Annotated in this window: 22 protein-coding genes; 10 read left to right on the top strand and 12 right to left on the bottom strand. The window is 57.7% G+C overall.

Annotated features, from left to right (window positions below; genetic code table 11):
- Positions 1–43: 43 nt before the first annotated feature.
- The 3 genes from xth to HPQ64_RS14395 all read left to right on the top strand — a co-directional run bounded on the left by xth (position 44) and on the right by HPQ64_RS14395 (position 2,362).
- Positions 44–832, top strand: a complete 789-nt coding sequence (gene xth, locus HPQ64_RS14385) for an exodeoxyribonuclease III (RefSeq protein ID WP_172889206.1) — start codon at positions 44–46, stop codon at positions 830–832.
- A gap of 32 nt (positions 833–864) precedes the next feature.
- Positions 865–2,013 carry an alanine racemase gene (locus HPQ64_RS14390; protein WP_172889207.1) on the top strand — a complete coding sequence of 383 codons (1,149 nt, stop codon included), beginning with the start codon at positions 865–867 and terminating at the stop codon, positions 2,011–2,013.
- Positions 2,014–2,080: 67 nt separating this feature from the next.
- Positions 2,081–2,362 (top strand): hypothetical protein, encoded by a 282-nt coding sequence (locus HPQ64_RS14395; protein ID WP_172889208.1) that lies wholly within the window; start codon positions 2,081–2,083, stop codon positions 2,360–2,362.
- A 54-nt stretch (positions 2,363–2,416) separates the two neighbouring features.
- Here HPQ64_RS14395 and HPQ64_RS14400 read toward each other — a convergent pair whose 3' ends face one another.
- Positions 2,417–3,256, bottom strand: a complete 840-nt coding sequence (locus HPQ64_RS14400; protein ID WP_172889209.1) for a tetratricopeptide repeat protein — start codon at positions 3,254–3,256, stop codon at positions 2,417–2,419.
- Between the two features lie 914 nt (positions 3,257–4,170).
- Between HPQ64_RS14400 and parE the strand changes: the two genes are divergently transcribed.
- From parE to HPQ64_RS14425, 5 genes are all read left to right on the top strand, one after another.
- On the top strand, positions 4,171–6,237 hold the full coding sequence (gene parE, locus HPQ64_RS14405) for a DNA topoisomerase IV subunit B (protein WP_172889210.1): 2,067 nt from the start codon (positions 4,171–4,173) through the stop codon (positions 6,235–6,237).
- Positions 6,238–6,241: 4 nt separating this feature from the next.
- On the top strand, positions 6,242–7,159 hold the full coding sequence (locus HPQ64_RS14410; protein ID WP_172889211.1) for a sulfotransferase family 2 domain-containing protein: 918 nt from the start codon (positions 6,242–6,244) through the stop codon (positions 7,157–7,159).
- Between the two features lie 96 nt (positions 7,160–7,255).
- Positions 7,256–7,687: a hypothetical protein gene (locus HPQ64_RS14415; RefSeq protein WP_172889212.1), complete on the top strand. Its 432-nt coding sequence runs from the start codon at positions 7,256–7,258 to the stop codon at positions 7,685–7,687.
- 182 nt (positions 7,688–7,869) lie between these two features.
- On the top strand, positions 7,870–9,282 hold the full coding sequence (locus tag HPQ64_RS14420; protein ID WP_172889612.1) for a DEAD/DEAH box helicase: 1,413 nt from the start codon (positions 7,870–7,872) through the stop codon (positions 9,280–9,282).
- A 159-nt stretch (positions 9,283–9,441) separates the two neighbouring features.
- Positions 9,442–10,503 carry a GGDEF domain-containing protein gene (locus HPQ64_RS14425; protein ID WP_172889213.1) on the top strand — a complete coding sequence of 354 codons (1,062 nt, stop codon included), beginning with the start codon at positions 9,442–9,444 and terminating at the stop codon, positions 10,501–10,503.
- Between the two features lie 9 nt (positions 10,504–10,512).
- Here HPQ64_RS14425 and HPQ64_RS14430 read toward each other — a convergent pair whose 3' ends face one another.
- From HPQ64_RS14430 to HPQ64_RS14465, 8 genes are all read right to left on the bottom strand, one after another.
- Positions 10,513–10,905, bottom strand: coding sequence for a TfoX/Sxy family protein (locus HPQ64_RS14430; protein ID WP_172889214.1), 393 nt, complete (start codon positions 10,903–10,905; stop codon positions 10,513–10,515).
- Positions 10,906–10,991: 86 nt separating this feature from the next.
- Entirely contained in the window at positions 10,992–11,366 is a 375-nt protein-coding gene (gene sufA / locus HPQ64_RS14435) for a Fe-S cluster assembly scaffold SufA (RefSeq protein WP_172889215.1), read from the bottom strand.
- Between the two features lie 57 nt (positions 11,367–11,423).
- The gene (locus HPQ64_RS14440; protein WP_172889216.1) at positions 11,424–11,819 is read right to left on the bottom strand and encodes an SUF system Fe-S cluster assembly protein; all 396 of its coding nucleotides are present in this window, start codon (positions 11,817–11,819) and stop codon (positions 11,424–11,426) included.
- A gap of 8 nt (positions 11,820–11,827) precedes the next feature.
- Positions 11,828–13,084, bottom strand: coding sequence for a cysteine desulfurase (locus HPQ64_RS14445; protein ID WP_172889217.1), 1,257 nt, complete (start codon positions 13,082–13,084; stop codon positions 11,828–11,830).
- Positions 13,085–13,086: 2 nt separating this feature from the next.
- Positions 13,087–14,403, bottom strand: coding sequence for a Fe-S cluster assembly protein SufD (gene sufD / locus HPQ64_RS14450; protein WP_210260279.1), 1,317 nt, complete (start codon positions 14,401–14,403; stop codon positions 13,087–13,089).
- A 22-nt stretch (positions 14,404–14,425) separates the two neighbouring features.
- Positions 14,426–15,181, bottom strand: a complete 756-nt coding sequence (gene sufC / locus HPQ64_RS14455; protein ID WP_172889219.1) for a Fe-S cluster assembly ATPase SufC — start codon at positions 15,179–15,181, stop codon at positions 14,426–14,428.
- Between the two features lie 48 nt (positions 15,182–15,229).
- Positions 15,230–16,702 (bottom strand): Fe-S cluster assembly protein SufB, encoded by a 1,473-nt coding sequence (sufB, locus tag HPQ64_RS14460; RefSeq protein ID WP_172889220.1) that lies wholly within the window; start codon positions 16,700–16,702, stop codon positions 15,230–15,232.
- Between the two features lie 106 nt (positions 16,703–16,808).
- Entirely contained in the window at positions 16,809–17,990 is a 1,182-nt protein-coding gene (locus HPQ64_RS14465; RefSeq protein ID WP_172889221.1) for an aminotransferase class V-fold PLP-dependent enzyme, read from the bottom strand.
- A gap of 322 nt (positions 17,991–18,312) precedes the next feature.
- Here HPQ64_RS14465 and HPQ64_RS14470 point away from each other — a divergent pair, with 322 nt between their 5' ends.
- Positions 18,313–18,969, top strand: a complete 657-nt coding sequence (locus HPQ64_RS14470; protein WP_172889222.1) for an alpha/beta hydrolase — start codon at positions 18,313–18,315, stop codon at positions 18,967–18,969.
- A 113-nt stretch (positions 18,970–19,082) separates the two neighbouring features.
- Here HPQ64_RS14470 and HPQ64_RS14475 read toward each other — a convergent pair whose 3' ends face one another.
- On the bottom strand, positions 19,083–19,469 hold the full coding sequence (locus HPQ64_RS14475; protein ID WP_172889223.1) for an NADH:ubiquinone oxidoreductase subunit NDUFA12: 387 nt from the start codon (positions 19,467–19,469) through the stop codon (positions 19,083–19,085).
- Between the two features lie 140 nt (positions 19,470–19,609).
- Positions 19,610–20,254, bottom strand: coding sequence for a response regulator (locus tag HPQ64_RS14480; RefSeq protein WP_281358301.1), 645 nt, complete (start codon positions 20,252–20,254; stop codon positions 19,610–19,612).
- A gap of 728 nt (positions 20,255–20,982) precedes the next feature.
- Between HPQ64_RS14480 and HPQ64_RS14485 the strand changes: the two genes are divergently transcribed.
- Positions 20,983–24,678, top strand: coding sequence for a vitamin B12-dependent ribonucleotide reductase (locus HPQ64_RS14485; protein WP_172889225.1), 3,696 nt, complete (start codon positions 20,983–20,985; stop codon positions 24,676–24,678).
- 159 nt (positions 24,679–24,837) lie between these two features.
- Here HPQ64_RS14485 and HPQ64_RS14490 read toward each other — a convergent pair whose 3' ends face one another.
- Entirely contained in the window at positions 24,838–25,707 is an 870-nt protein-coding gene (locus HPQ64_RS14490) for a MurR/RpiR family transcriptional regulator (RefSeq protein ID WP_172889226.1), read from the bottom strand.
- Positions 25,708–25,803: the final 96 nt, after the last annotated feature.

A 25,803-nucleotide genomic window follows, 5' to 3' on the forward strand; every position in this document is an offset into this window, starting at 1 on the left:
ACAAACCGTTCGATACCAAAAAAACACTTCAGGAGAGTTGCGCGTGAAGATCGCCACCTGGAACATCAACGGCGTGAAAGCGCGTATAGATACCGTTCTCGACTGGTTGAAGGAAACAACCCCCGACATTGCTTGCCTGCAGGAGATCAAGTCGATTGACGAAAGCTTTCCCCGCGAGGCGTTCGAAGATCTCGGCTACAACGTTGAAACGCATGGACAAAAAGGCTTCAACGGCGTCGCTCTCCTGTCCAAAACTCCATTCGATGAGGTGATTCGCAGGCTACCGGGCGACGATGGCGACGAACAGGCCCGCTATATCGAGGGTATCGTCCCCCTGCCCAATACTGCGCGGACGGTGCGCGTCGGTTGCCTTTACCTGCCGAACGGAAATCCGGTCAGCAGCGAGAAATTCACCTACAAACTCTCCTGGATGGAGCGTCTGCAAAAACGGGCGATGGAAAATCTGGCGGGCGAAGAAGTCTTTCTCCTGCTTGGCGACTACAATGTGATACCCGACCCGATCGACGCGAAAAACCCTGAAAATTGGGTCGAAGACGCCCTCTTTCAGCCGGAGAGCAGGCAGGCTTTTCGCTCGCTTGCCAACCTGGGCTTCACCGAAGCGTTGCGGGCAACCACCGACGGCGCGGACGTCTATACCTTCTGGGACTATCAGGCAGGTGCGTGGCAGAAGAACAACGGCATTCGCATCGACCACATCCTCATGTCGCCGCAAGCAACTGACCTTTTTAAAGATTGCGGTATAGACAAGCACGTGCGCGGCTGGGAAAAACCGTCCGATCATGTTCCCGTCTGGGTGAACCTGGCCACCTGAAAAGACATTTCCATGGTGCGAGAAATCTGACGATGCCCCTTCCCGCCGATCTCGAAACGCCTTGTCTGATCCTTCACCGCGATCGGCTGGAACGAAATATCAAGGCAATGGCGGATCGCTTCCGCGAGATCGGTGTCCCGCTGCGGCCGCATCTGAAGACCGCAAAATCCATCGACGTCGCACGCATCTGCGCGGAACACGGGGCCGACAGGTGGACCGTATCGACACTGCGGGAGGCTGAATATTTTGCGGCCCACGGCCTGACGGACATCCTTTATGCGGTATCCATCATTCCGTCGAAACTGGACCGGGTGTCCGCTCTCAATCGCAAGGGAGTGGATGTAGCCGTCTGTCTCGACACGCTGGAAACGGCAAGGGCATTGGCCTCCGCAACGATCGATGGACCGCCGCTGAGGGTGTTTCTCGAAATCGATGTCGACCGGCACAGGACGGGATTGCGGCCCGACGAAGCCCGGCTGATCGAGATCGCGCAAACGGTCCACGATGCGGACAGGCTTCAGCTTTTCGGCGTCATGGCGCATGGCGGGGAGAGCTATAGCGCCAATTCTCTCGCCAAGATCGAGGCTATGGCCGAACAGGAAAGAAGCACCACGGTGGCGGCCGCGGATGCAATTCGCGAGGCGGGAATTCCACGTCCGATCGTGAGCGTCGGATCGACGCCCACAGCCCAGCTCGGACGCTCCTTCGACGGTGTTTCGGAAGTTCGGGCTGGCGTGTACATGTTCCAGGACGTTTTCCAGGCGAACCTCGGCGTTACGACTCTCGACGACATGGCAGTAAGCGTGCTTGCAAGCGTCATCAGCCACGCCCCGCACCTGAACCGGCTGATCCTGGACGCAGGCGGGCTCGCCCTATCGAAAGATCGCTCCTGTGCGACACAGGAAAACGACTGTGGCTACGGATTCCTTGCGGACGAAGACGGCAAGGTCATCCCGAATCTCACAATGGAAGGTGTGAGCCAGGAGCACGGCTATGTCACAACCCGCGACGGTCAGGAAATTGATTTCACGAGATTTCCGATCGGAAGCCGACTTCAAGTCCTTGCGAACCACGCATGCATGACGGCCGCCGCTCATGACACCTACCACGTGGTCGACGGACAAGGCGTCAATCTTGGCGAGTGGCGGCGCATCAACGGCTGGAACACCTACAACAAATGATCTGCGCACGACAGGCGGTTCGTGCTAATATTTGTCCATGAGGTGGAAAGTCATTAGCGCCCTCCTGATGGCGCTTGCTCTTTTTCCCGCGTCCACTTTGAAGAGTTGGGCCGGCGAAAACATCGACTGTACCTGCCGCTACCGCGGAGCCGACTATCAATTGGGCGACGTGGTATGCCTGAGCGGGCCAAACGGCCCATGGCTGGCGCAATGCCAGATCGTGCTGAACAACACCTCCTGGCAGCGCATCGAGACACAATGTCCGATAACTTCACTCGACGTGCCCGACCTCAACGACACGCCTAATCCTGCACAGAACACAACACGGCCGAACGCATCAAAAGGCTGAAAGACCCAAATACTACGTTCTTGCGAATGCCGTTAGCCGCGCCTGTCTCTGACTTTATTGTCCGCTGTCGGCCAATACCGGGGCATTCTTCTCAAGCCAGGCATTGGAAAGCCGCTCCGCCCGCCGGCGAATACTTTCGTCCGCCAGCCCGAAACAGCGCTCCTGCGCATCGACAATCCATTGCCGTTCGGGCCCGGTGGCGCTGGCTCGCGCGATGTTGAGCCACATAAGCCCGCGCACCTTGGCATCGCCATGGAAGCTAGACGTGAACAAAAGATCACCCAGCCGCCCTTGAGCGTCGACATGCCCCTTGCGCGCGGCAAGCTTCAGCCATCGGGCGGCCATCTGCTTGTTCGGGCTGCTTTCCGCCAGATAAAGCTTACCGAGCTGATACTGAGCGTCTGCATCGCCGAAATAGGACGCGGCATAGGTGAAGATTTCGCGCGCCCGTGCGACGTTAGGCTGTACGGAGCTTTCACCGATACCTGTCAGATAATAGCTGCCAAGCGCAACGAACGCACTGGCCACGAATGGGGCGCGAGGCGACGTCGGACTGTCATCACCATACTGGCTCGCGACCTGGCGGAAATATTCGAACGCCTTAAGATCGTCTTCCTTCACGCCATCCCCGGCGGCGTACATCTTGCCAAGCTTCCAGGCGGCCAGAGGGTGGCCGTTCTCCGCTGCGAAGCGCAGCGAATCCACTGCACGCGCCTTTTCGCCGGAATAGTAGAAACGGGTTCCCACGCGCAGCGCTTCGCCGGGAGAAAGATCCGAAGGCTCAACGACACCACCCTCGGTTGCCTTCTTTTCATCCAGCGCCAGCGCAGGCCCGGCAACAATCGTCGCCGCAGCCAGCAAGGCAAGATAAATCCCCGATCTCTTCGATCGCATGACATCCGTTCGTCATTCGCCGGATTAGCGAAGACGCCTCTCTGTTACCGGCCGGTTTTCCCGGCGCTACCCATTCGCACTCACCTGCCACCGTCGACCTCGGGACCCTGCGTGCGGGGCTGAATTACCAACACTGTGCAGGGATTTTTCGGCGATACTACGGCGTAATTCAGATCATTTGCCGATCCATGAAACTCTTGTTGTCCACTCCCCATCCGCTACCCCCCGAAAACGAGGGAAGACCGACCGAATCTCGCCACCAATATCGACATCGGATGCAACGACATCCGCTGCAGTTGGCCCGCCATCGGCCGCGGGCCGACAAAAGCGACAAGCCCGCAGATCTTGACCGAATGGCGGCAAGACTTTTCAAGATCCAAGATACCCTAAGCATTCCGATTCAGCTGTTGCAGCAGAACAACAGAACGGGCAAACCCATGACGGGCGAAGCAATGCACGACACAGCGCGGCGGGCACGCGCAGGGACGCTGGTCGAAAGGCCGTAGGGCCTCGGCATTAGGATCTGGACCCATCTGTCGTTTCACATTGAAATCATTTGAACATGACCGGGTTTAGATTTGGTTTTCGCAACACCCTAAACCAGTGACTTGAAGCCTTCCCATGCATCGAATGCAAAGAGGATTCCCTACGCAAGTGAGACCACTTTCCAGAAGCAAGAAATCGACATGAAATCAAATCGTTGCGATATATTCTTGCCGCCAGACCTGATTTCGTTTTGGCGGGATATGCTTTAGAATTGCGGGCATAAGGTAAATCGAAACTTTGTCCCGCTGTCGCGTAACTGCCACAATGGTCAGCGATTCGCCTCACTCTCCTTCTCCGACCCTGAACACGAAGCTTCGAAGCACAATGAAGGGGCCATGGTGAAGCGCACCTCGAAACGGTAAAGCCAGATGAGCGCAAAAAACGATCTGTTCGCAAATGCCGATGCGACCGGCCCCGAGCCGGACGATGGAAAAGCGACAGCGGAGAAGCGCCGCGAAAAGCTGAAGGAAGTTCCTGTGCAGCCACGCGGTTCGTCGGCAATCGACAGCGACTATACGGCCGACCATATCGAGGTGCTTGAAGGCCTGGAGCCCGTGCGCCGCAGGCCTGGCATGTACATTGGCGGCACCGACGAAAAGGCGCTTCACCACCTCTTCGCGGAAGTCATCGACAATTCGATGGACGAGGCCGTGGCAGGCCATGCGAGCTGGATCGAGGTGGTGCTGGATGCGGATGGCTACCTAAGCGTAACGGATAATGGCCGAGGCATTCCAGTCGACCCACATCCGAAGTTTCCGGGCAAATCAGCGCTCGAAGTCATCATGACCACGCTGCATGCCGGCGGTAAATTCGACAGCAAGGTGTACGAAACTTCGGGTGGTCTGCATGGCGTCGGCATATCGGTCGTAAACGCATTGTCTGAGGAATTGATCGTAGAGGTCGCTCGCTCACGCAAGCTCTATCGCCAGGTATTCAAGCGCGGGCTCGCCCAATCCCCGCTGGCCAATGTGGGCGACGTCCACAACCGGCGCGGCACGGTAATAAAATTCAAGCCGGACACTGAAATCTTCGGGCGTTCGGCACGCTTCCAGCCAGCGCGACTGTTCAAGATGGCCCGCTCGAAAGCGTATCTCTACTCCGGTGTGGAGATTCGCTGGCGCTGTGCGCCGGAACTGATCGGCGAAAAGGACCAGACACCGAGCGAAGCTACTTTTCATTTCCCGGGCGGCCTAAAGGACTATCTGACCGAAGCCCTTGGTAAGGAACGCCGCGTAATTGACGACGTTTTCGCGGGACGGACGCACAGTAACGGCAGGCACGGTGCCGTAGAATGGGCCGTCACGTGGTTTGCGGGAGATGGCTTTATAAATTCCTACTGCAACACCGTGCCGACTCCGGAAGGCGGGACCCATGAAGCGGGTCTGAGATATGCCCTCCTGCGGGGCCTGAAGGCATACGGCGAGTTGACGGGCAACAAGAAAGCCGCGCTGATCACCGGCGACGATGTGCTTACATCGGCCGGGGCGATGCTTTCCGTCTTCATCCGTGAACCGGAATTCGTGGGCCAGACTAAGGACAAGCTCGCGACGAACGAGGCGACACGGGTCGTGGAAAATGCATTGCGCGATCAATTCGACCATTGGCTGACCGCTTCGCCCAACCAAGCCAACAAACTTCTGGAATGGGTGATCGATCGTGCGGAGGAGCGCCTTCGCAGGCGCCAGGAAAGAGATGTCGCCCGCAAGACTGCGGTGCGAAAGCTGCGGCTTCCCGGAAAGCTCGCAGACTGCTCAACCAGCCAGGCAGCCGGCACCGAACTTTTCATCGTGGAAGGCGATTCCGCCGGCGGTTCGGCGAAACAGGCTCGCGCCCGGGCAACGCAAGCCGTACTGCCCTTACGTGGCAAGATCCTGAACGTCGCCAACGCAGGCCGCGACAAACTGGCCGCCAACCAGCAGCTTTCCGATCTTATTCAGGCGCTCGGCTGCGGAACGCGGAATTCCTACCGCGACAGTGACTTACGCTACGAAAAGGTCGTCATCATGACCGATGCGGATGTCGACGGCGCACATATTGCTTCGCTTCTTATCACCTTCTTTTACCGCGAGATGCCCGACCTGATCACAAACGGGCACCTCTACCTTGCCGTTCCCCCACTCTACCGCCTGAGCCAGGGCGGAAAGACTATTTATGCAAGGGATGACCAGCACAAGGACGAGTTGATCGCCAAAGAGTTCAAAGGCAAGGGAAAGATCGAAATCGGGCGCTTCAAAGGCCTCGGCGAGATGCTGCCGGCCCAGCTCAAGGAAACCACGATGGCCCCGGAAAAACGCACACTGCTTCAGGTGCGTATCGAGGATATCGATCAGCTTTCAACGAAAGAAACGATCGACCGGCTTATGGGAAATAAACCGGAAGCGCGCTTTCAATTCATACAGGACAACGCCGAATTCGCGGAGGATCTGGACGTTTAGGATCTTGCTTTATTCGTTGGGCCGCGTTGGAGCGGCCCGGCTAACGACGGTTGAAAATACGGGGCTGACCGCCTTCCTGCTATACCCGGTTTATATAGCGTATTCGTGTCTTGCAGCAGATTGCGACTCGAAACAGTGTTTTGCCTCCAACAATTGTCCAATCTTGATAATAATGCTGAAGTCAATTTACACAGTTCTCGACCGCAACCGCCGCCCTCTTCGCGACAGGCATTGCGTGCTGATGGCGGAAAAGGACATAGCCTTTATCAGGATACCGCACGCGGCAAGCATGCTGCTTCGGCACCCGCTTGAGCATATTGTCCGGGAAAGCAGAGGCGCACCGACAGCCGTTTCCGTGAAAAACCCGGGAGGCTGGATAGAAGGCACGAAACTGGTCTCGCCACGCGAACTCCTGTACCGGCAAACGCCCGCCTTCTCATTCGCAATCATCCGTCATCCCGGGCACAGGCTCGCGGCATGCTACCGCCGGCAGATAGCAGAACGGGACTCCGTTTCCGACGCATGGAAACTCCGCGGCTTTCGAAGCGGAATGAAGTTCGAGGAATTCGTGCAACGGGCCTGCACGATCGGCGACACCCGCGCCGACAATCATACGCGCAGCCAGACATCCCTGCTTTGCCACAAAGGGAACATGATCCCCGAGATGCTAATTCGCGCAGAGAGGCTGGCTACCGACTGGGAAGACCTGAGATCCCTGCTTTCGCAAACGCGCCTCGCGGATGTTGGACCCTATCCTGAAATCGACGAAGCGTCGGCTCTTGAAGACGCAATGCGATACAATGCGCTTCCACAGGACGCGAAGCGCCGCATCCATTCGAGATATCTGGAGGATTTTCTGCGATTTTACGACAATGCCTACACCGGCGATAAAAATACCTTTTCCTTGCTCCCGCTAGCGTGACCACACCATAGCGGCATCGCGCTCAGGCGACAGCTTGCCAGCAAGCTCTGCAGCGCCAATATAAAATCGCATCGACAAGCGATGGTTCGGGATCTGATGACAGCCAAATCCAGTATTCGGCGAATTCAAACAGCCGCTCTCACCCTTCTGATCGCCGCCAACGCACCTGGCGACGCCCGGGCTGACAAGATAGCGGATGCGGCACGACAATTTCCCGTTGACGCATTACAGATCGCCGCAATCTCCGGCCCAACAGACTCCGGATTGCGTTTCGTGATCGTGCGGCTTGCGGATCGGGACCGCCTGTTCATTCAAGCCCGCGGCGACGGAAAGACACAATCGAACATTGAAGTGAGCGAGGTGGAAACCTCCGGCGACCGCATTCTGGACATTCGCAGTGAAAGCGAAGTGACAGGCACAACAGCGTTTGTCGATACGCTCACCGTCGACGGCAATGAAATGACTTATGAACTCTTTCTGGAAGAAGACAAATTGGATGCCTACATTTATCAACCTGCAAGTAACTAGCAATCGATTCGCCGAGATACGGAAAGATAATTCTTGTCCGTACATTATATTGCCGGGCGATCATTGACATTTCCAAGTCTAACGTTAGTGTGCGCGCAGATCGCGGCATCTCCGAAGAAAAGCGATCTCGGGCGGCCAAACACAACGCGAAGCAAAAATTCATCGAGCGATATCAAGGTAATATGTCATTCTCCTCACTTGGACTGAGCGATAAAGTCCTCTCGGCGGTCGAATCCGCCGGCTATAAAGAACCAACGCCGATCCAAGCCGGTGCGATTCCCCACGTCTTGCAACGGCGCGATGTCCTGGGCCTCGCGCAAACGGGAACGGGTAAAACCGCTTCCTTTACGCTGCCGATGCTGACGCTTCTGGAAAAAGGGCGCGCACGAGCTCGAATGCCGCGTACGCTCATTCTGGAACCGACGCGCGAGTTGGCGGCCCAAGTAGAGGACAATTTCCAGAAATACGGCACGAACCACAAGCTCAATGTGGCGCTTCTTATAGGCGGCACATCGTTCGGCGACCAGGACAAGGTAATCGACCGGGGGGCGGATGTGCTCATCGCCACTCCCGGCCGCCTGCTCGATCATTTCGAACGAGGCAAACTCCTCCTGCAGGGTGTGGAAATCCTTGTGATCGATGAAGCCGACCGTATGCTGGACATGGGATTCATTCCCGATATCGAGCGCATCTGCAAGCTGATCCCTTTCACGCGGCAAACACTGTTCTTCTCCGCCACCATGCCGCCCGAGATCCAGCGGCTGACGGAAACCTTCCTGCACAATCCGGCTCGGGTTGAAGTTGCCAAGACATCTTCCACCGTCGACACGATAACGCAGAAGGTTTTCGCAGCGGGTATAAAGGACTTCGAAAAACGAGCAGCCTTGCGCGAGCTCATCGATCAAGCGGAAGAACTTAAAAACGCGATCGTCTTTTGCAACCGCAAACGCGATGTGCAGACAGTATTCCGCTCTCTTGACCGGCATGGTTACTCGGTTGGCGCGCTCCACGGCGACATGGACCAGCGCTCCCGAATGACGATGCTGGACAATTTCCGGAAGGGGACCATTTCGATCCTTGTCGCCAGCGACGTTGCGGCTCGAGGCCTCGACATTCCCGAGGTGAGCCACGTATTTAACTACGACATCCCGACCCATGCCGAGGACTACGTTCACCGGATCGGCCGAACAGGACGTGCCGGACGTACCGGTGTCGCCTTGACGATCGTCACGCCAGGGGATCGCAAATATCTCGACGCCATCGAGAAGCTGATCGATCAAAAGATCGACTGGCTCGGAGATGCGACCGACTTCGAAGCAGCGGCGGCAGAGAGGAAAGCACGCCGAACGCGCAAGGACCAAGGCAAATCGGATAAAGGTCACCAGGCTGATGCCGATGGCAAGACAAAGGATGACAGTCACAAGTCAACCAATGCGCCGTCTCAACGGAGAAGCCGCGGCGACAATTCTTCAAACGGCGTATCAAAGGGCAAGAATAACAGAAGCTCACGCAACGCAGATAACGTTGTGTTCGGCTTGAGCGATCAGGTTCCAGCCTTCCTCCTAAGAGAAATACGGCCCAAGCGCGCGAGCTAATACCAGAGAAACCTTTCTGACCCAGAAAACATTTCGGGACGAAAAAGGGAGAATTCCCCCTCGTTTAACCCCGCCTTAAACCTTCGGCGCCAATATTCATGCACTTCATGAAGCAAGTGCGTCGTCGCTGGATTTGCGACCACCTGTACAGGATGGGGTATGGCTCAGGAAGACGATCACACCCGGACAATCGTCTATGCGGAACGCGCGCTCGACTATCTTCGTCAGCACGCGCTGCCCGCATATCCTCGCTTTTATGAAGTCTGGTACACCTACGCAGCCGGTTTCAATCATGCGCTCAACAAGGCTGTAAACGACGTCTCTGACGATGCAGAGCATCTTTCCTCCGAGAGCGTACAGGAAATCTACAACCGGTTTTTGTCTCCGAACCGATTGGGCGACCGGATCGACAAGGTGGGTACCAAGCTTTCCGCTGAAATCCGGGATATGCTGGACCGGCTATCGCAGAACTCGGATATTGTTTCCGAATACGGAAACTCACTGGAAGGCGCGAGAATTGCGCTTGAAAACCTTCAGAGCCCTGACCAGCTCAATTCGCTGATAACCAGACTGCTGAAGGCGACGACAGATACCGCGCAAGCAAATTCCGCCCTGGAACAACAGCTGATTGAATCTCGTGGGCAGATCGAATCGCTTCGGGAAAGCCTTGAAGCCATTAGGCATGAATCGGTCACCGACGAGTTGACGACCCTCTACAACCGCAAGCATTTCGATCAGTCGATCGAACGGATGATGCGCCACGCGGCAGATACAAAAGAGCCACTCTCGCTGCTTATCACCGATATTGATCATTTCAAGCGATTCAACGACAACTACGGGCACCAGACGGGAGACCAGGTTCTCCGTCTCGTGGCAGTCGCCTCCAAGCAGAATGTAAAAGGCAAAGACGTTCCTTGCCGATACGGCGGTGAGGAATTCGCCATTCTCATGCCGCACACGACGTTGCAACAGGCAATGTCCGTTGCCGAGCAGATCCGCCGCGCCGTCATGTCAAAGGAACTGGTTAAACGCTCTACCGGGGAGAATCTTGGCCGTATCACAATAACCATCGGCGCTGCGACCATGCGAAGCGATGATACGGCACATTCATTTATCGCGCGGGCGGACAAGGCGCTCTATGCCGGAAAACATGGCGGCCGGAATCAGGTTTGCGGCGAAAGCGACCTGGACGGATCGAAGAGTGCACCGCAGGTTGCCTAAAGCCAGATTTTAGTTGCCGACCTTCCTTCTGCGGTCAGAACGGCGAGCAGCCTCCAGCGCTTCAACCGCCAATTTTCGTATTTCATCCGGATCATCCACAGCACTCTCAGGCACCGACCAGTATGACATTGATCTCGGTTTGCCTGACATTTCGTAGCTGAATGGAACGCTTCCCGCGCCCTCATATATCGGACGATTGACCTCATCCGCCTTGAAGTAGACCGCGCCGCCAGCTTCCAACGCGAACATTAGGTCATTGCAGAGAAGTCCCGCGCCACCGAACATGCGTTTGACTCGGATATCGCCAAGGTCAGCCACCACGTCTGCGACATATTGGAGTGTGGAACTAACGGCCATAACCAAGTTTTCCGAATCCGACGAACGAAGCAACCATTTCTTCACCCTCAAATCCTGCCGGCACGAGGGTGCGTGGAAACAAACCTGCGCCGAGAAGACAGCTTATAGCCGAGAGCGGTTTCGTATTCGGATCAGGAAGCCAGCAAGGACGGGTCGGCCTGTTTCAGCTCAACCGATTCACCGCAGCCGCATGCCGAAACTTCGTTCGGATTTCGGAACACGAAGCCGGATCGAAACTTGGTAACCTCATAATCCATTTCCGTGCCGAGCAGGAAAAGGACCGCAGCCGGATCGACGAAAAGCGTCACGCCCTTCTCCTCGATAACGTCGTCGCCGGCGGAAGCCTCCTCGACAATATCCATGCTGTATTCCATACCGGCACAGCCGCCCTTGTTCACCCCGACCCTTAGGCCGAGGGCAGGTTTGTCGGAATTTTCCAGAATTTCCCGAACACGGTCAGCCGCCGCATCGGTCAGCTTCATCACCGGGAATTTCATCTTAGCCATTGTCGCTCACATCCGATCGCTTACGGTTAGCCTAGATATAGTTATCAAAAGAGCATCTTAAAACCAGTTAAGCGCGACCTTCGCTTCTTCAGACATACGCTCGGGCGTCCACGGCGGATCGAAGACGATCGTTGCAGTAACCGGACCGACGCCGGCCACCGCGCCTACGGCATCTTCCACCCAACCAGGCATTTCACCGGCAACGGGACATCCGGGCGCCGTCAGCGTCATGTCGATTGCGACGGAGCGATCGTCTTCTATATCGACCTTATAGATTAGGCCGAGTTCATAGATATCGACAGGAATTTCCGGGTCATAGACCGTCTTCAACGCATCGACGATATCGTGCGTCAACCGTTCGAGCTCTTCTGAGGGGATAGTGCTCGACGAGGATCCGATACGAGCCTCGTTCGGGCCTTCCGGTTCAATCGTCGTGTTTGTCGTATCGGTCATCTCATCACTCATGAAAAGAAAGCGTGCGCCTTTTGTAGCGCCTCCGCAAGACGGTCGACTTCATCAAGCGTATTATAGAGGCCAAAGCTCGCCCGGCAGGTGGATGTTACGCCGTAACGCTCGAGAAGCGGCTGAGCGCAATGCGTGCCCGCACGTACCGCAACACCGCTGCGATCAATGATCATCGACACATCATGGGCGTGAACGCCTTCCATCTCGAAAGAAATGATCGCCCCCTTGCCCGGAGCCTCCCCGAAGATTCGCAGCGAGTTGATCTCGGCAAGGCGTTTGTGCGCGTAATCCTTCAATTCGGCCTCGTGTGCGGCGATACGATCCCGCCCAAGCATCTCCATGTAGTCCAGTGCGGCGCCCAAGCCGATCGCCTGGACGATCGGCGGCGTCCCGGCCTCAAAGCGATGCGGAGGATGATTGTAGGTGACGTTATCTTCCGTCACGGCCTCAATCATTTCACCGCCACCGTTAAAGGGGCGCATACGCTCCAGAAGCTCCGCCTTCCCCCAAAGCGCGCCGATTCCGGTCGGCCCGTAGACCTTGTGACCGGTGAAGACGTAAAAGTCGCAACCCAGGTCCTGAACATCAACCGGCATGTGAACGGCGGCCTGACTACCATCCACCAGAACCGGAATATCACGCTCGTGCGCGATCCGGCACACCTCCTTGATCGGCACCACGGTGCCGAGGACATTCGACATATGCGTGATCGCGACCAGCTTCGTGCGCTCGGTCAACGCCTTTTCGAAGGCCTCGAGGTCGAAGGAACCGTCTTCGCGGACATAGACCCACTTCAGGACCGCGCCCTTGCGCTCACGATGGAAATGCCAGGGCACGATGTTGGAATGATGCTCCATGATGGAGAGCACGATCTCATCGCCCTCGCCGATCAGATCCGTCCCGAAACCGTAGGACACCAGGTTGATCGCTTCGGTCGTGGAGCGCGTGAAAATAATCTCGTCGACCGAAGGTGCGTTTAGGAACCGGCGCACAGTTTCGCGCGCCGCCTCGTAGTTTTCCGTCGCGAGGTTCGACAGGAAATGCAGGCCCCGATGTACATTGGCATATTCTTCGGAATAGGCCTTGGTCATGGCGTCGATGACTGCCTGCGGTTTCTGGGCCGACGCACCATTGTCGAGATAGACGAGCGGCTTGCCATAGACCTCACGCGACAGGATCGGGAAATCCTTGCGCACTTCCGCCACGTCGTAAGGCGTGCTTTTCGTCTGAATAACGTCGGCCTCAGTCACCATTCCTACTCCTCAACCGAGAGCCAGTTGCGAATGCGGCCTTCAAGCGCGGACACGATACCCTCATCCTCCATCTCCTCAACCGCTTCCGCGAGGAATGCCAGCACGAGCAGCATCTTGGCCTGCGCTTCGGGGATGCCACGCGCACGCAGATAGAACAAAAGGTCCTCGTCAATCTGCCCGCTCGTGGCGCCATGCGCGCACTGGACATCGTCGGCGAAGATTTCCAGCTCCGGCTTGTTCGACATCGACGCATCTTCCGAGAGGAGGAGCGCCTGCGTCATCATCTGGCCGTCTGTCTTCTGCGCATGGGGGCGCACGATGATCTTGCCCTGGAAAACGCCTTCGGCAAAATCGTCGATCACCGCTTTGAAACGCTCGCGGCTTTCACAATTCGGCACCTTGTGGTCGACGACGAGCGTGTGGTCGGAATGCTGCTTCTCGCGCACCATGGTGATGCCGTAAAGCGAGGCATTCGAATGCTCGCCGGAGAAAGTGACGAAGGATTGCGTGCGGGCGAAATCAGTCCCCATGTTAAAGCCGATCGCCTTAACCTCGGCTGACCCGCCGATATTCATCAGCACGGATGAAACATGCACCGCTTCTCCCGTCACGACCCGCGCAAGCGTCAGCCTGGCCTCATCACCAATGACAAAATCGGACACGGCATTGCCTTCCGCCTCGGCGGTATTGTCCTCGAAACTTTCGAGGATGGTCGCCTGCGCGCGTTTGCCGAGCTCGATGCGGCAGCGCGTGTAACGGGCGCCGGCTGTACTTGCCGTATAGACGATCTCGATTGGCCTGGAGACTTCCGTTCCCTCACCGACGGAGACCACTGCACCACCGAGGACGAGCGCCGTGTTCAGCATGATCATCGGGTCAGCTGCGGCAATTGAGGGAACGTTGAGAAGGCCGTCCGCCTCGTCCTGCGCGTCAGCAAGCGCGGCGTTCAGATTCGATACGGTAACGCCCTCGCCTTTCAGCGCCTCAATGTCGGAAAGCTCCGCCATCAGCCGACCGTTGTTGATCACAATGCGATAACGCTCGAGATCTCCATAGGTTTCGACGGCCTCTAGCGCCGATTTCGCTTCAGCATTCGAGCCAGCGGCAACGAGCTTGGAGGCTGACTTCAGCTTTGCCCGGACATCGGAGTACTTGTACTCCTCCACCCGGCGGTGAGGCAGGCCACGCTCATCGAAAGCCGAAAAAGCTTGCTCTCGGAGTTTGATGACGGCGTCCGATCCGGCGAGTTGCTCGCGCGCGCCATCGAAGAGGCTCGCGAGTTCCGTCTCGGCGCTCGTCTTGAGACTGCGCGTTTCCATATTCATCGCTCGTCCCTTCGTGTCACGCGGCCTGTCCGACGTAATCGGCGTAACCGTTCTTCTCCAGCTCGAGCGCCAGTTCCTTGCCGCCCGTCTTCACGATCTTCCCGCGAGACAGGACATGGACGACGTCTGGCACGATGTGATCCAGCAAACGCTGGTAGTGCGTGATGACGACCATGGCGCGATCCGGTGAGCGAAGACGGTTCACGCCCTCCGCAACAATCTTCAGCGCGTCGATGTCGAGGCCGGAATCCGTTTCGTCCATGACGCAAAGCTTCGGCTCAAGCAGGGACATCTGCAGGATTTCCGAGCGCTTCTTCTCGCCGCCGGAAAAACCGACGTTGAGCGGGCGCTTCAGCATATCCATCGTGATGTTAAGCTCGGCAGCCTTTTCTTTAACCTGCTTCATGAACGCAGGCGTAGACAGCTCATCTTCACCGCGCGCCTTGCGCTGCGCGTTCAGCGCGGTCTTCAGGAAGGTCATCGTGGCGACACCCGGAATCTCGATCGGGTACTGGAACGCGAGGAACAGCCCGGCGGCGGCACGCTCGTCCGGCTCCATCTCCAACATGCTTTCGCCGTTGAAGAGGATATCGCCCTCGGTGACCTCATAATCGTCCTTGCCGGCAAGAATATAGGACAGCGTCGACTTGCCGGAGCCGTTCGGCCCCATGATGGCATGCACTTCGCCCGGCTTCACCGTCAGGTTCACGCCGCGCAGGATTTCCGTTTCGTCGTCGCCGACATGGGCGTGCAGGTTCTTGATCTCAAGCATGAGTTTTCATCCGTAACTTATTGATCTGGTTAACCAGAAAGTTCAACGTCAACCGACGGAACCTTCCAGCGAGATGCTGATGAGTTTTTGCGCCTCAACCGCGAATTCCATCGGCAGCTGCTGGATCACATCCTTGACGAAGCCATTGACGATGAGCGCCACGGCCTCCTCTTCCGACAATCCCCGTTGCTGGCAATAGAACATCTGGTCGTCGGAGATCTTCGACGTCGTCGCCTCGTGTTCGAAGACGGCCGTAGAGTTCTTCGATTCCATGTAAGGCACGGTGTGGGCGCCGCAGTCCTGACCGATCAGGAGAGAGTCGCACTGGGTGAAATTGCGCGCATTCGTCGCCTTGCGGTGGGCAGACACCAGACCACGATAGGTGTTTTCCGACTTGCCGGCGGAAATGCCCTTGGAAATGATCCGGCTAGACGTGTTCTTGCCAAGGTGAATCATCTTCGTGCCGCTGTCGATCTGCTGGTGACCGTTCGAAACGGCGATCGAGTAGAATTCGCCACGCGAGTTATCGCCGCGCAGGATGCAGGACGGGTACTTCCAGGTGATCGCCGAGCCGGTTTCGACCTGCGTCCATGAGATCTTGGAGTTCCTGCCCCGGCAATCGCCGCGCTTGGTGACGAAGTTGTAGATACCGCCCTTGCCGTTCTTGTCGCCCGGGTACCAGTTCTGGACCGTCGAGTATTTGATTTCGGCATCATCATGCGCGATGAGCTCGACCACGGCCGCGTGAAGCTGGTTCTCGTCGCGCTGCGGTGCGGTGCAGCCTTCGAGATAGCTTACATACGCGCCCTTTTCGGCGATGATGAGCGTGCGCTCGAACTGACCGGTGTTCTGCTCGTTAATGCGGAAATAGGTCGACAGTTCCATCGGGCAGCGAACGCCCTCCGGGACGTAGACAAATGAACCGTCAGAGAAAACGGCCGAGTTTAGCGTGGCATAGAAATTGTCCGACACCGGCACCACGGAACCAAGATACTTGCGCACAAGTTCCGGATGCTCGCGGAGCGCTTCAGAAATAGAGCAGAAGATGACGCCCGCCTTCTTCAACTCTTCCTTGAAGGTTGTCACCACCGAAACACTGTCGAACACAGCATCCACCGCGACGCGGTTCTTCGGCTCAACGCCAGCCAGGATTTCCTGCTCGCGAAGTGGAATGCCAAGCTTCTCGTAAGTCGCCAGCAGTTCCGGATCGACCTCGTCCAGGCTCTTGGGGCCCGGCGTGTTCTTCGGAGCGGAATAGTAATAAAGCTCGTTGAACTCGATCTGCGGATAGGAAACTCGAGCCCACGTGGGTTCGGCCATAGTGAGCCAGCGGCGATAAGCCTCCAGACGCCACTCAAGCATCCACTCGGGCTCGCCCTTCTTTTCCGAAATGAAACGAATAACGTCTTCGTTCAGGCCCTTTGGGGCCTTGTCGGATTCAATTTCCGTAACGAAGCCGTACTTATACTGGTCGACATCAATCGACCGGACCCGGTCGATCGTCTCCTGAACAGCAGGCATGCGTGTCTCCTTCCAACACGGTTTCAAGGACCGCGGGTGGTCGCACTATGATCGCTCGGGACCATACGCGCCCCGGGCGGCTAACTCAATCGGCCGAGCCCCATTTTCATGCGGCAGCTCCGGCCTTGCCGGGCCGAATACGCCCGGAAACCTTTTTCCAGACCTCGAGAAACCTCTCGATGTTCTGTCTTTTCGTAGCCCAGCCAATGCTCGCGCGGAGCGCACAGCGGGCAACATCTTCCTCCACCCCCATCGCATTCAACACATGCGACACCGATACCTTGCCCGATGAACAGGCAGACCCCGAGGAAAGGGCAATGCCTTCCAGGTCAAGCGCAATCAAGGCCATCTCCGACCCGACGCCAGGCACCGCGAAACAGGTCGTGTTACAAAGCCTGTCAACGCGCTCACCGAACACCACCGTGTCCGCCCATATATGGCGAAGTCCTTCTTCCATAAAGTCCCGCAGGCGCGATATTTCCGCCCGTTCGTCAAGCGAACGCGCAACGATTTCGGCAGCCAGGCCGAAACCAGCGAGCGCGGCGACATTTTCCGTACCGGCCCGGCGGCGGTTCTCCTGCGCTCCGCCCGTAAGCAGCGAGACGGGCCGCACATCCTCCGCCCCCAAGACCAGCGCACCCGCACCCTGCGGCCCGCCAATCTTGTGAGCTGAGAGCGAAACCGCATCCGCCCTCCATTGGTAAACGTCCACGGGCATACGCCCTGCGGCCTGAACGGCGTCGACGTGAAAGATCGAATTCGTCTCTGCCAGCCGGGCGCCGATCTCCGCAACCGGATTTAGCACGCCCGTTTCGCTATTTGCCGCCATGACGGAAACTAGAACGCGTTCGCCTTCGTCATTCGAAGCCTTTACCCTCGCCTCCAGCGCGTCAAGGTCAACTACGCCGTCGGGCCCGACCGGGATCCGTTCAACCGCGTCGGGATCGAACCTGCCGCCCGACAGCGCCGAGGGATGCTCCGTCGCCGAGACGAAAACGCGATCAAGACGCAGCCGATTACCTTCGTTCAGCCATTCGGGCGAAAGCGCGGTGACATTGGCTTCCGTACCGCCACTCGTGAAAATCACATTCTTTGCAACGGCACCGGCAAGGGCGCCCACCTGCTCGCGCGCCGTCTCGATGCGGCCGCGCGCCTTGCGACCCGGGCCGTGTATGGAAGAAGCGTTACCGTGCTGCGAAAGCACCTCCACCATAAGCTCGCGCACGGCCACGCGCAGCGGCGCACATGCATTATAATCGAGATAGATATGGTCGCCGCCTGCACTCACGAACAACACTCACATTAGGTGGCAAAAGACCGCCAGGTTCCTAAATTTAAAGGTCTGACGGATCACGCAATCCTTGCATTTCGCGGGCGAGATGAGGATAACGTGTCCGCATCGGTGACGGCGCCTGATTTCGAAACCTTCAAACGTTTCCATCTGCCGCCGACGCCACGTTCGTTTTTCGAACGATTCTAAACTAGGTTCTAGGAACAAGGGTTCGCCAAGTCAAGGCGAGTTACGCAAATACCCTTAGTCCGAACATGCCCGGAGCGCGGGTGGCAAAGCCACGGTCGGCGCCCAAAGACAGGAAGGACAGGCACTCCCAATGCCAGAGGTGATTTTCAACGGCCCGGCCGGACGAATCGAGGGCCGGTTCCACCCGGCAAAATCGCGGACCGCCCCGATAGCGCTGGTGCTTCATCTACACCCGCAATTCGGCGGCACGATGAATAATCAGATCGTCTACCAGCTTCACTACATGTTCGCCAAGCGTGGCTTTGCGGTTCTCCGGTTCAACTTCCGTGGCGTGGGACGAAGCCAAGGCTCCTTCGATCACGGACAGGGCGAATTGTCCGACGCCGCGGCGGCCCTCGACTGGGTGCAGACAATTCATCCCGATGCCCGCTCGTGCTGGATTGCGGGCTTTTCCTTTGGCGCCTGGATCGGAATGCAGCTTCTGATGCGCCGCCCGGAGGTCGAAGGCTTCATCTCTGTCGCACCGCCGGCGAACCTGCACGACTTCTCATTCCTGGCGCCCTGCCCCTCATCCGGCCTCATCGTCCACGGCGATTCCGACAAGGTCGTGCCTGCCAAAGACGTTCAGGTGCTGGTCGACAAGCTCAAGACGCAGAAAGGCATCGTGATCGACCATACGACGATAAGCGGCGCCAACCATTTCTTCGAGAACCACACCGAAGAACTGATGGACATCTGCGGCAACTACCTCGACAAGCGCTTGGGCGTGGACACGGAAGTCGCCTGATCAGGCCATCTATCCAGATGTGATAAAAAACGCCGGCCTCGTGACAAGGGCCGGCGTTTTTTCAGTGCATCGAACGAAAAACCGATTTTTGCCTACAAGGCGATTTTGACCATTCAGGAACCGGGTGTCCAGGCATCGTAATCGCCCGTTACCTTGGGCCGGCTTTCCGGCGTAAGGATCGACCCGTGCGGACGATATGCGCCAGGTGTACCGGTAAGGTTCGGCTTGTGCGGCTTCTGCCATTCGCGCGCGCGATAGGCCTGATCGGTCGGCGGAGTGTCGACACGGTGGTGCATCCAACCGTGCCAGCCGGGCGGGATCAAAGACGCCTCAGCGAGATCCTTGTAGATCACCCAGCGCTTGGTGCCCCCACGTTCGCGATAGTATTTATTGCCGAATTCGTCCTCGCCGACGAATTCGCCTTTTCGCCACGTGAAGAAACGTGTCCCCCAAGTGGCGCTGTTCCACCACGTGAAGAACTGCAGAATCAGGGTCTTCATGGGGATAAAGCGCTCCCAAGCGTGTTGGCGGTTCGCCGCCGTTGAAAATCGCGGGCGAATATGACGCGAGCTAATTCTTATGTCCAGACCACGAAGGCGTATTTACCGGCCGATAAATGGGTTTCGCATGGTTACGCTGGTCACCGTACGCGAACGGCCGCAAAACCGTCGGGGCGTTCGCCGGAATAGGCGGCGCGCCTGCGTGCGGCCTCGGCGCGCCTTGCAGCCAGCATCTCGATCTTGCGCGTCATGCTGGGCGACGCTTCGCGATGGAAAACATTCGCTATATGCGCGACCTTGCGCGCATGGCGATCGAGCGCTTCCGCCATGCCATCTATTACGTATCGGCCGTCATCGAGCAGTTGGAACTCCCGATGGTCGCGAAGTGTCCACTGCAGTCTCGCATGAAGGGCTGACGGCGCCACCGGTTTAATGAGGACGTTTTGCGCTCCCGCCCGCAATGCCTTTTCCACGACCGTACGCGTACCATGAGCCGTGACGAAAAGGATCGGCAGGAAGCAGAGCGGCGACATTTTCCTTCGGCGAATGCGCTGCAGGAGATGCAGTCCGCTCATGGGCTTCATGTACCAGTCGGTCAGCAACATGTTCGGCGGATCGATCTGCATGGCGTCCAGCGCTTCTTCTGCGCTATCGAATGTCCGCACGCGTCGAACGCGAAAACTCTGCAATGTCGACCGGAGGATCGTTTGCATGGGGCGGGCGTCGTCAACGACGATAATATCCAGGTCTTCGATCTTCCGCCCGTACGCAATATGCCTGACCATACTTGAGTTAACCTCTTCGCCGCCCGCGATTCGCGGGCTGAAAGGATTATCCAACCATGCCCCGGATTTCCGGCGGGTTCAGGCAACAGCCCGAATTTTCGTCTAATTTTCATTAAACTGCCCGTGTCGGGATGTTAGCCTTCAAAAAAAAATCGGAATCGCTGGCCGATTCGACGTCCGCATTGTCTGGCCTCAAGGCACGCTGCCGGGGCTTCGCGATGCGCGAGGAAACCTGAATATGAAATTCTGCAAGCGTATCTTCGCCATGCGTCTGCGCAATTACCGCTATCCACAGATAAGCACAACATTTGGTGGGTAACACGATTCCACCTACAATAGATTGTTCCAGACGCTTGACGCTTACAGATTTTTCACTTTACCTTGAGGACAGTCACAGTGCGCGTTGCGGGGTTGGGGCTCAAGCACCTCGCGTCCTTTAAATAGACGGCCAGTTGGAGAATCTATCGGCAAGTTAGCGGGTTTGCCGGCGGGTTTTTTATGGCCCTCCCGACACCGTATTTCGTGACGTTCGAGGCTCTGAATGCTATATATAGTGTGGCAGGGCCATTCCAATCATGACGCGGCGCTATGAACGCGGCGGCCGATTAACAGGTGGCGACAATCCGTCCCGGTGCTTTTTCTCGAAAGCGCCGGCTCAGATGCGGCAAATTTCAGATTGTCGCTACGTCAGCTATCCCCGCCCGGGGACGAGAGGAAGGGCTATAAAGATGCGGATCGAGCGGCGGTACACAAAAGCAGGCCAATCGCCATACGCGGATATCGAGTTCCGAAAGGCAACCAGCGAAATCCGTAATCCGGATGGCTCGATCGTCTTCCAATTGGCCAATATCCAGGTGCCGGCACAATTTTCGCAGGTCGCCGCCGATATTCTCGCACAGAAGTATTTCCGCAAGGCCGGTGTGCCGAAGCACCTCAAGCCTGTGGAGGAAAATACCGTTCCTTCCTGGCTGTGGCGCCAAGTACCCGACGAAAAGAAACTGGCAAGGCTGCCAGAAGAAGAACGCTTCGGTTCGGAGATCGATGCGCGCCAGGTATTCGACCGGCTGGCGGGAACCTGGACCTACTGGGGCTGGAAAGGCGGTTATTTCGACACCGAAGACGATGCCCGGGCGTTCTTCGACGAATTGCGCTACATGCTCGCGACGCAAAAGGTCGCCCCCAACTCGCCGCAGTGGTTCAACACCGGCCTACACTGGGCATATGGCATCGACGGACCGAGCCAGGGCCACCACTACGTCGATTTTCAGACGGGTGAACTCGTTCGTTCCGCATCCGCCTACGAACATCCGCAACCGCATGCTTGCTTCATCCAGTCGGTCGAGGATGATCTCGTCAACGACAATGGCATCATGGACCTCTGGGTACGTGAAGCGCGCCTTTTCAAATACGGCTCAGGCACCGGCTCCAATTTTTCACGCGTACGGTCCGAGGGAGAGAAGCTCTCCGGAGGCGGCAAATCGTCGGGCCTGATGAGCTTCCTGAAGATCGGCGACCGCGCCGCTGGCGCCATCAAGTCCGGCGGGACGACGCGGCGCGCTGCAAAGATGGTCGTCGTCGACATCGATCACCCGGACGTCGAGGACTACATCAACTGGAAGGTGAAGGAAGAGCAGAAGGTTGCCGCGCTCGTCACCGGCTCCAGGATCTGCCAGAAGCACCTCACCGCGATCATGCGCGCTTGCGTAAATTGCGAAGGCCCCGGCGACGACTGCTACGACCCGGCGAAGAACCCGGCGCTGAAGCGTGAAATCCGCGCAGCGAAGAAAATGCTGGTGCCGGAAAACTACATCTACCGCGTTATCCAGTTCGCGCGGCAGGGCTATACTTCCATTGAATTCCCAACCTACAACACCGATTGGGATTCGGAGGCCTATCTCACCGTTTCCGGTCAGAATTCGAACAACTCCGTGCGTGTCACCGACGGCTTCCTGAAAGCCGTTACGGAAGATGGCGACTGGGATCTCACGGCGCGCCGGGACGGCAAGGTGCTTAAGACCGTCAAGGCGAAAGACCTTTGGGAGCAGGTCGGCTATGCCGCCTGGGCTTCGGCCGATCCTGGCATCCAGTATCACACAACGATCAACGACTGGCACACCTGCCCCGCTTCCGGGGAAATCAGGGCATCGAACCCGTGCTCGGAGTATATGTTCCTTGACGATACGGCCTGCAATCTCGCGTCACTGAACCTGCTGCAATTCCGTAAAAAGGATCGTTCGTTCGATACGCAGTCATTCGAGCATGGCGTGCGGCTTTGGACGATCGTACTGGAGATATCCGTGCTGATGGCGCAGTTCCCGTCCAAGGAAATTGCGCAGCTTTCCTACGAATACCGTACGCTTGGCCTTGGCTATGCCAACATCGGCGGACTGCTGATGACCTCTGGCATTCCCTATGACAGCGAGGAAGGCCGTGCGATCTGCGGTGCGATTACGGCGATCATGACCGGCGTTTCCTACGCGACTTCCGCAGAAATGGCAGGCGAACTCGGCGCGTTCCCGGGTTATGAGAAGAACGCCGAACATATGCTTCGCGTGATCCGCAATCATCGCCGTGCCGCTTATGGCGAGGCTTCGGGATACGAAAAGCTTCAGACCGCGCCGGTACCGCTCGACCACGCCACCTGCCCCGACCAGACTCTCGTCGAAAGGGCAAGGGCCGCATGGGACAAGGCGCTTGAACTCGGCGAAAAGCACGGATACCGCAACGCCCAGTCGACGGTTATTGCGCCGACCGGCACAATCGGCCTTGTCATGGACTGCGACACGACCGGCATCGAGCCCGACTTCGCCCTTGTGAAATTCAAGAAACTCGCAGGCGGCGGCTATTTCAAGATCATCAACCGCGCCGTGCCGGAAGCACTCCGTACGCTGGGTTACGGCGAAAGCGAGATCGCCGAGATCGAAGCCTATGCCGTCGGTCACGGCTCGCTGAAGCAGGCGCCGGCGATCAATTCGGCATCGCTGAAGGCGCGCGGCTTCACTGACGAGGCGATTGACAAGGTCGAAGGCTCGCTCAAGACGGCGTTCGACATCAAGTTCGTTTTCAACCGCTGGACGCTTGGCGACAGCTTCCTGATCAAGGCGTTGCAGGTGCCGGCCGATCGTCTGGACGATCCGGAGTTCGACCTGCTTTCTTTCCTCGGCTTCTCGAAGGCCGACATCGAAGCCGCCAATACACACGTTTGCGGGGCGATGACACTGGAAGGCGCACCGCATCTGAAGGAAGAGCACTATCCGGTGTTCGATTGCGCCAACCCCTGTGGGCGAATCGGCAAGCGCTACCTCTCGGTGGAAAGTCACATCCGCATGATGGCGGCAGCCCAACCGTTCATTTCGGGCGCGATTTCCAAGACGATCAACATGCCGAACAGTGCAACCGTCGAGGACTGCAAGGACGCATATATGCTGTCCTGGAAACTGGCGCTCAAGGCCAACGCACTCTACCGCGACGGCTCGAAGCTTTCCCAGCCGTTGAACGCACAGCTTCTGGCGGACGCGGAAGAAGACGATGAAGACGCGGTCGAAGCTCTCGTTGCCCAGCCGCAGGCGGGCCGCGCGGAAGTGGTGGCGGAGCGGATCGTCGAGCGAATCGTCGAGCGTGCAATCCGTGAGCGCGAAAAGCTGCCCGACCGGCGCAAAGGCTATACCCAGAAAGCCCGCGTCGGTGGACACAAGGTCTATCTCACGACCGGCGAATACGCGGACGGACGGCTAGGCGAAATCTTCATCGACATGCATAAGGAAGGCGCGGCCTTCCGCTCGCTGATGAACAATTTCGCCATCGCCATCTCGCTCGGCCTGCAATATGGCGTGCCGCTGGAAGAATATGTAGACGCCTTTACCTTCACCCGATTCGAGCCGGCAGGTATGGTGCAAGGCAACGAGGCGATAAAGAACGCGACCTCGATCCTCGATTACATTTTCCGGGAACTCGCGATCTCCTACCTCGGCAGGCACGATCTGGCCCATGTTCCGCCGGAAGCGATCGGCAACACCGTATTGTCGAGTGGTCCGAACGAGGGGCGCTCGGAAGATTCTCAGCATCCGGTGGTATCGCACGGCCTGATCCGCGGCCAGACCGAGCGTTTCCGCCTGATCAGCAACGGCAACGAGCCGGCTGGCGACCTGAACAACGCGACGACAGCCCGTTCTTCCGGCAGCGGCATTCGTGTCCAGACGGCGGCGGTGGCCACAGCATTCCAGCGGGATGCCGCTCCGTCCGAAGAGCCTCAAATCTCGGTCGGCCAGACGGAGGCGGCACCGTCCGTCGCCGAACAGGTCGCCCAGGCGCGAATGAAGGGCTACGAAGGCGAAAGCTGCTCCGAATGCGGCAATTTCACCATGGTGCGCAACGGCACATGTCTGAAGTGCGACACTTGCGGCGCAACGAGCGGCTGTAGCTGACCCAGAACTGCGGTTCCCGCAGCATCTCGCAAAGGGTTGGTGCAAGGACCCAAAACCTGGCTGCTATGAACAACAGATCGCCTCACCCATTGGGTGAGGCACTTTTTTGTTCCCACGATCGACCGATATGATGAAAAGGAGCCGGTGAGACGAGCGAACTCACTCAAGCTCGGAAAGCTTTTCGTGGATCGTTTCGATGCGTTCAAGATGCCGCCGCCCTTGGACGTCCAGTTTCGCCAGGACTGAAAGCGCAAGCAGACGCAGGAGCGCCAGAACGCCGGCATAGGAATCGACCGCCTGAGGCGTTTCGACGATGCAACTCAGATTGTAATGCGCTACCGCGGGCGCCTCCCGAATGGAACGATCAGCGATGAGAACGACATCGGCCCCCGCCTCCGTTACCGATCGAACGAAGTCGGTGAAGCTTGAGGGACGCCGTCGCAACCCAATGACAAGCACTACATCACCTGGCCCGACGCCGGCGATTCCCTCCGCGAGGGTTTGGCCGGGGGCGTTCAGCATTTCTACTCCCGGGCGGAACTGAGCCAGCATTGTTCTTGCGTATTCAGCAGCGAAATAGCTGTTTCGAAAACCCGCTACCCTGAGCCGCCTGCGCTTTGTGAGAAGCTCGGCCACCGCATCCAGCGTTAGCGGATTTACCATCGCAAGGGTCGCCTCGACTATCTTCATCTCGATATCTATATGGCGCGCGAGAAAGTCTCGCTCCTGTATCGCCCCCTTGGCGCTTTCTGCGAGATAGAGCGGAGAACCGACTGCTCTCATCGATCTAGCCGCACGTCTCGCCTCCTCGTAGGAGCCGTATCCGAGCCGGCGAAATAGGCGTGAAACCGTCGCATTGGAGACCTTCGCCCTTTCCGCGAGTTCGGACGCCGACCAAATCGCAAGCTCTCCGGGCATGTCGAGGATAAGATCGGCGGCTTTTCTTTCGCCTTCAGGTAGTTCTGCATAGGTGCGGTGGATGCGTTGCGTGGGCGATTCCGCCTGTTGCTGCTTCCCCATGGCCTGCATCGCCGCCTCCTGCCGGATATCATTTGCTTTCGAAATCATTTTTTTATCGTTGTTGACTTCATGAAAAACCTGTTTCATCGTCGAGGTCAAGATGCA

Source organism: Hongsoonwoonella zoysiae, from assembly GCF_013266695.1.
GTDB classification, from domain to species: Bacteria; Pseudomonadota; Alphaproteobacteria; order Rhizobiales; family Stappiaceae; genus Hongsoonwoonella; species Hongsoonwoonella zoysiae.

Excerpts from the sequence above, each read along its gene's own strand:
- HPQ64_RS14390 (WP_172889207.1), top strand. The coding sequence starts at position 865 with ATGCCCCTTCCCGCCGATCTCGAAACGCCTTGTCTGATCCTTCACCGC.
- HPQ64_RS14395 (WP_172889208.1), top strand. The coding sequence starts at position 2,081 with ATGGCGCTTGCTCTTTTTCCCGCGTCCACTTTGAAGAGTTGGGCCGGC.
- HPQ64_RS14400 (WP_172889209.1), bottom strand. The coding sequence starts at position 3,256 with ATGCGATCGAAGAGATCGGGGATTTATCTTGCCTTGCTGGCTGCGGCG.
- parE (WP_172889210.1), top strand. The coding sequence starts at position 4,171 with ATGAGCGCAAAAAACGATCTGTTCGCAAATGCCGATGCGACCGGCCCC.
- HPQ64_RS14415 (WP_172889212.1), top strand. The coding sequence starts at position 7,256 with ATGACAGCCAAATCCAGTATTCGGCGAATTCAAACAGCCGCTCTCACC.
- HPQ64_RS14420 (WP_172889612.1), top strand. The coding sequence starts at position 7,870 with ATGTCATTCTCCTCACTTGGACTGAGCGATAAAGTCCTCTCGGCGGTC.
- HPQ64_RS14425 (WP_172889213.1), top strand. The coding sequence starts at position 9,442 with ATGGCTCAGGAAGACGATCACACCCGGACAATCGTCTATGCGGAACGC.
- sufA (WP_172889215.1), bottom strand. The coding sequence starts at position 11,366 with ATGGCTAAGATGAAATTCCCGGTGATGAAGCTGACCGATGCGGCGGCT.
- HPQ64_RS14440 (WP_172889216.1), bottom strand. The coding sequence starts at position 11,819 with ATGACCGATACGACAAACACGACGATTGAACCGGAAGGCCCGAACGAG.
- HPQ64_RS14445 (WP_172889217.1), bottom strand. The coding sequence starts at position 13,084 with ATGGTGACTGAGGCCGACGTTATTCAGACGAAAAGCACGCCTTACGAC.
- sufD (WP_210260279.1), bottom strand. The coding sequence starts at position 14,403 with ATGGAAACGCGCAGTCTCAAGACGAGCGCCGAGACGGAACTCGCGAGC.
- sufC (WP_172889219.1), bottom strand. The coding sequence starts at position 15,181 with ATGCTTGAGATCAAGAACCTGCACGCCCATGTCGGCGACGACGAAACG.
- sufB (WP_172889220.1), bottom strand. The coding sequence starts at position 16,702 with ATGCCTGCTGTTCAGGAGACGATCGACCGGGTCCGGTCGATTGATGTC.
- HPQ64_RS14470 (WP_172889222.1), top strand. The coding sequence starts at position 18,313 with ATGCCAGAGGTGATTTTCAACGGCCCGGCCGGACGAATCGAGGGCCGG.
- HPQ64_RS14475 (WP_172889223.1), bottom strand. The coding sequence starts at position 19,469 with ATGAAGACCCTGATTCTGCAGTTCTTCACGTGGTGGAACAGCGCCACT.
- HPQ64_RS14480 (WP_281358301.1), bottom strand. The coding sequence starts at position 20,254 with ATGGTCAGGCATATTGCGTACGGGCGGAAGATCGAAGACCTGGATATT.
- HPQ64_RS14485 (WP_172889225.1), top strand. The coding sequence starts at position 20,983 with ATGCGGATCGAGCGGCGGTACACAAAAGCAGGCCAATCGCCATACGCG.
- HPQ64_RS14490 (WP_172889226.1), bottom strand. The coding sequence starts at position 25,707 with ATGCAGGCCATGGGGAAGCAGCAACAGGCGGAATCGCCCACGCAACGC.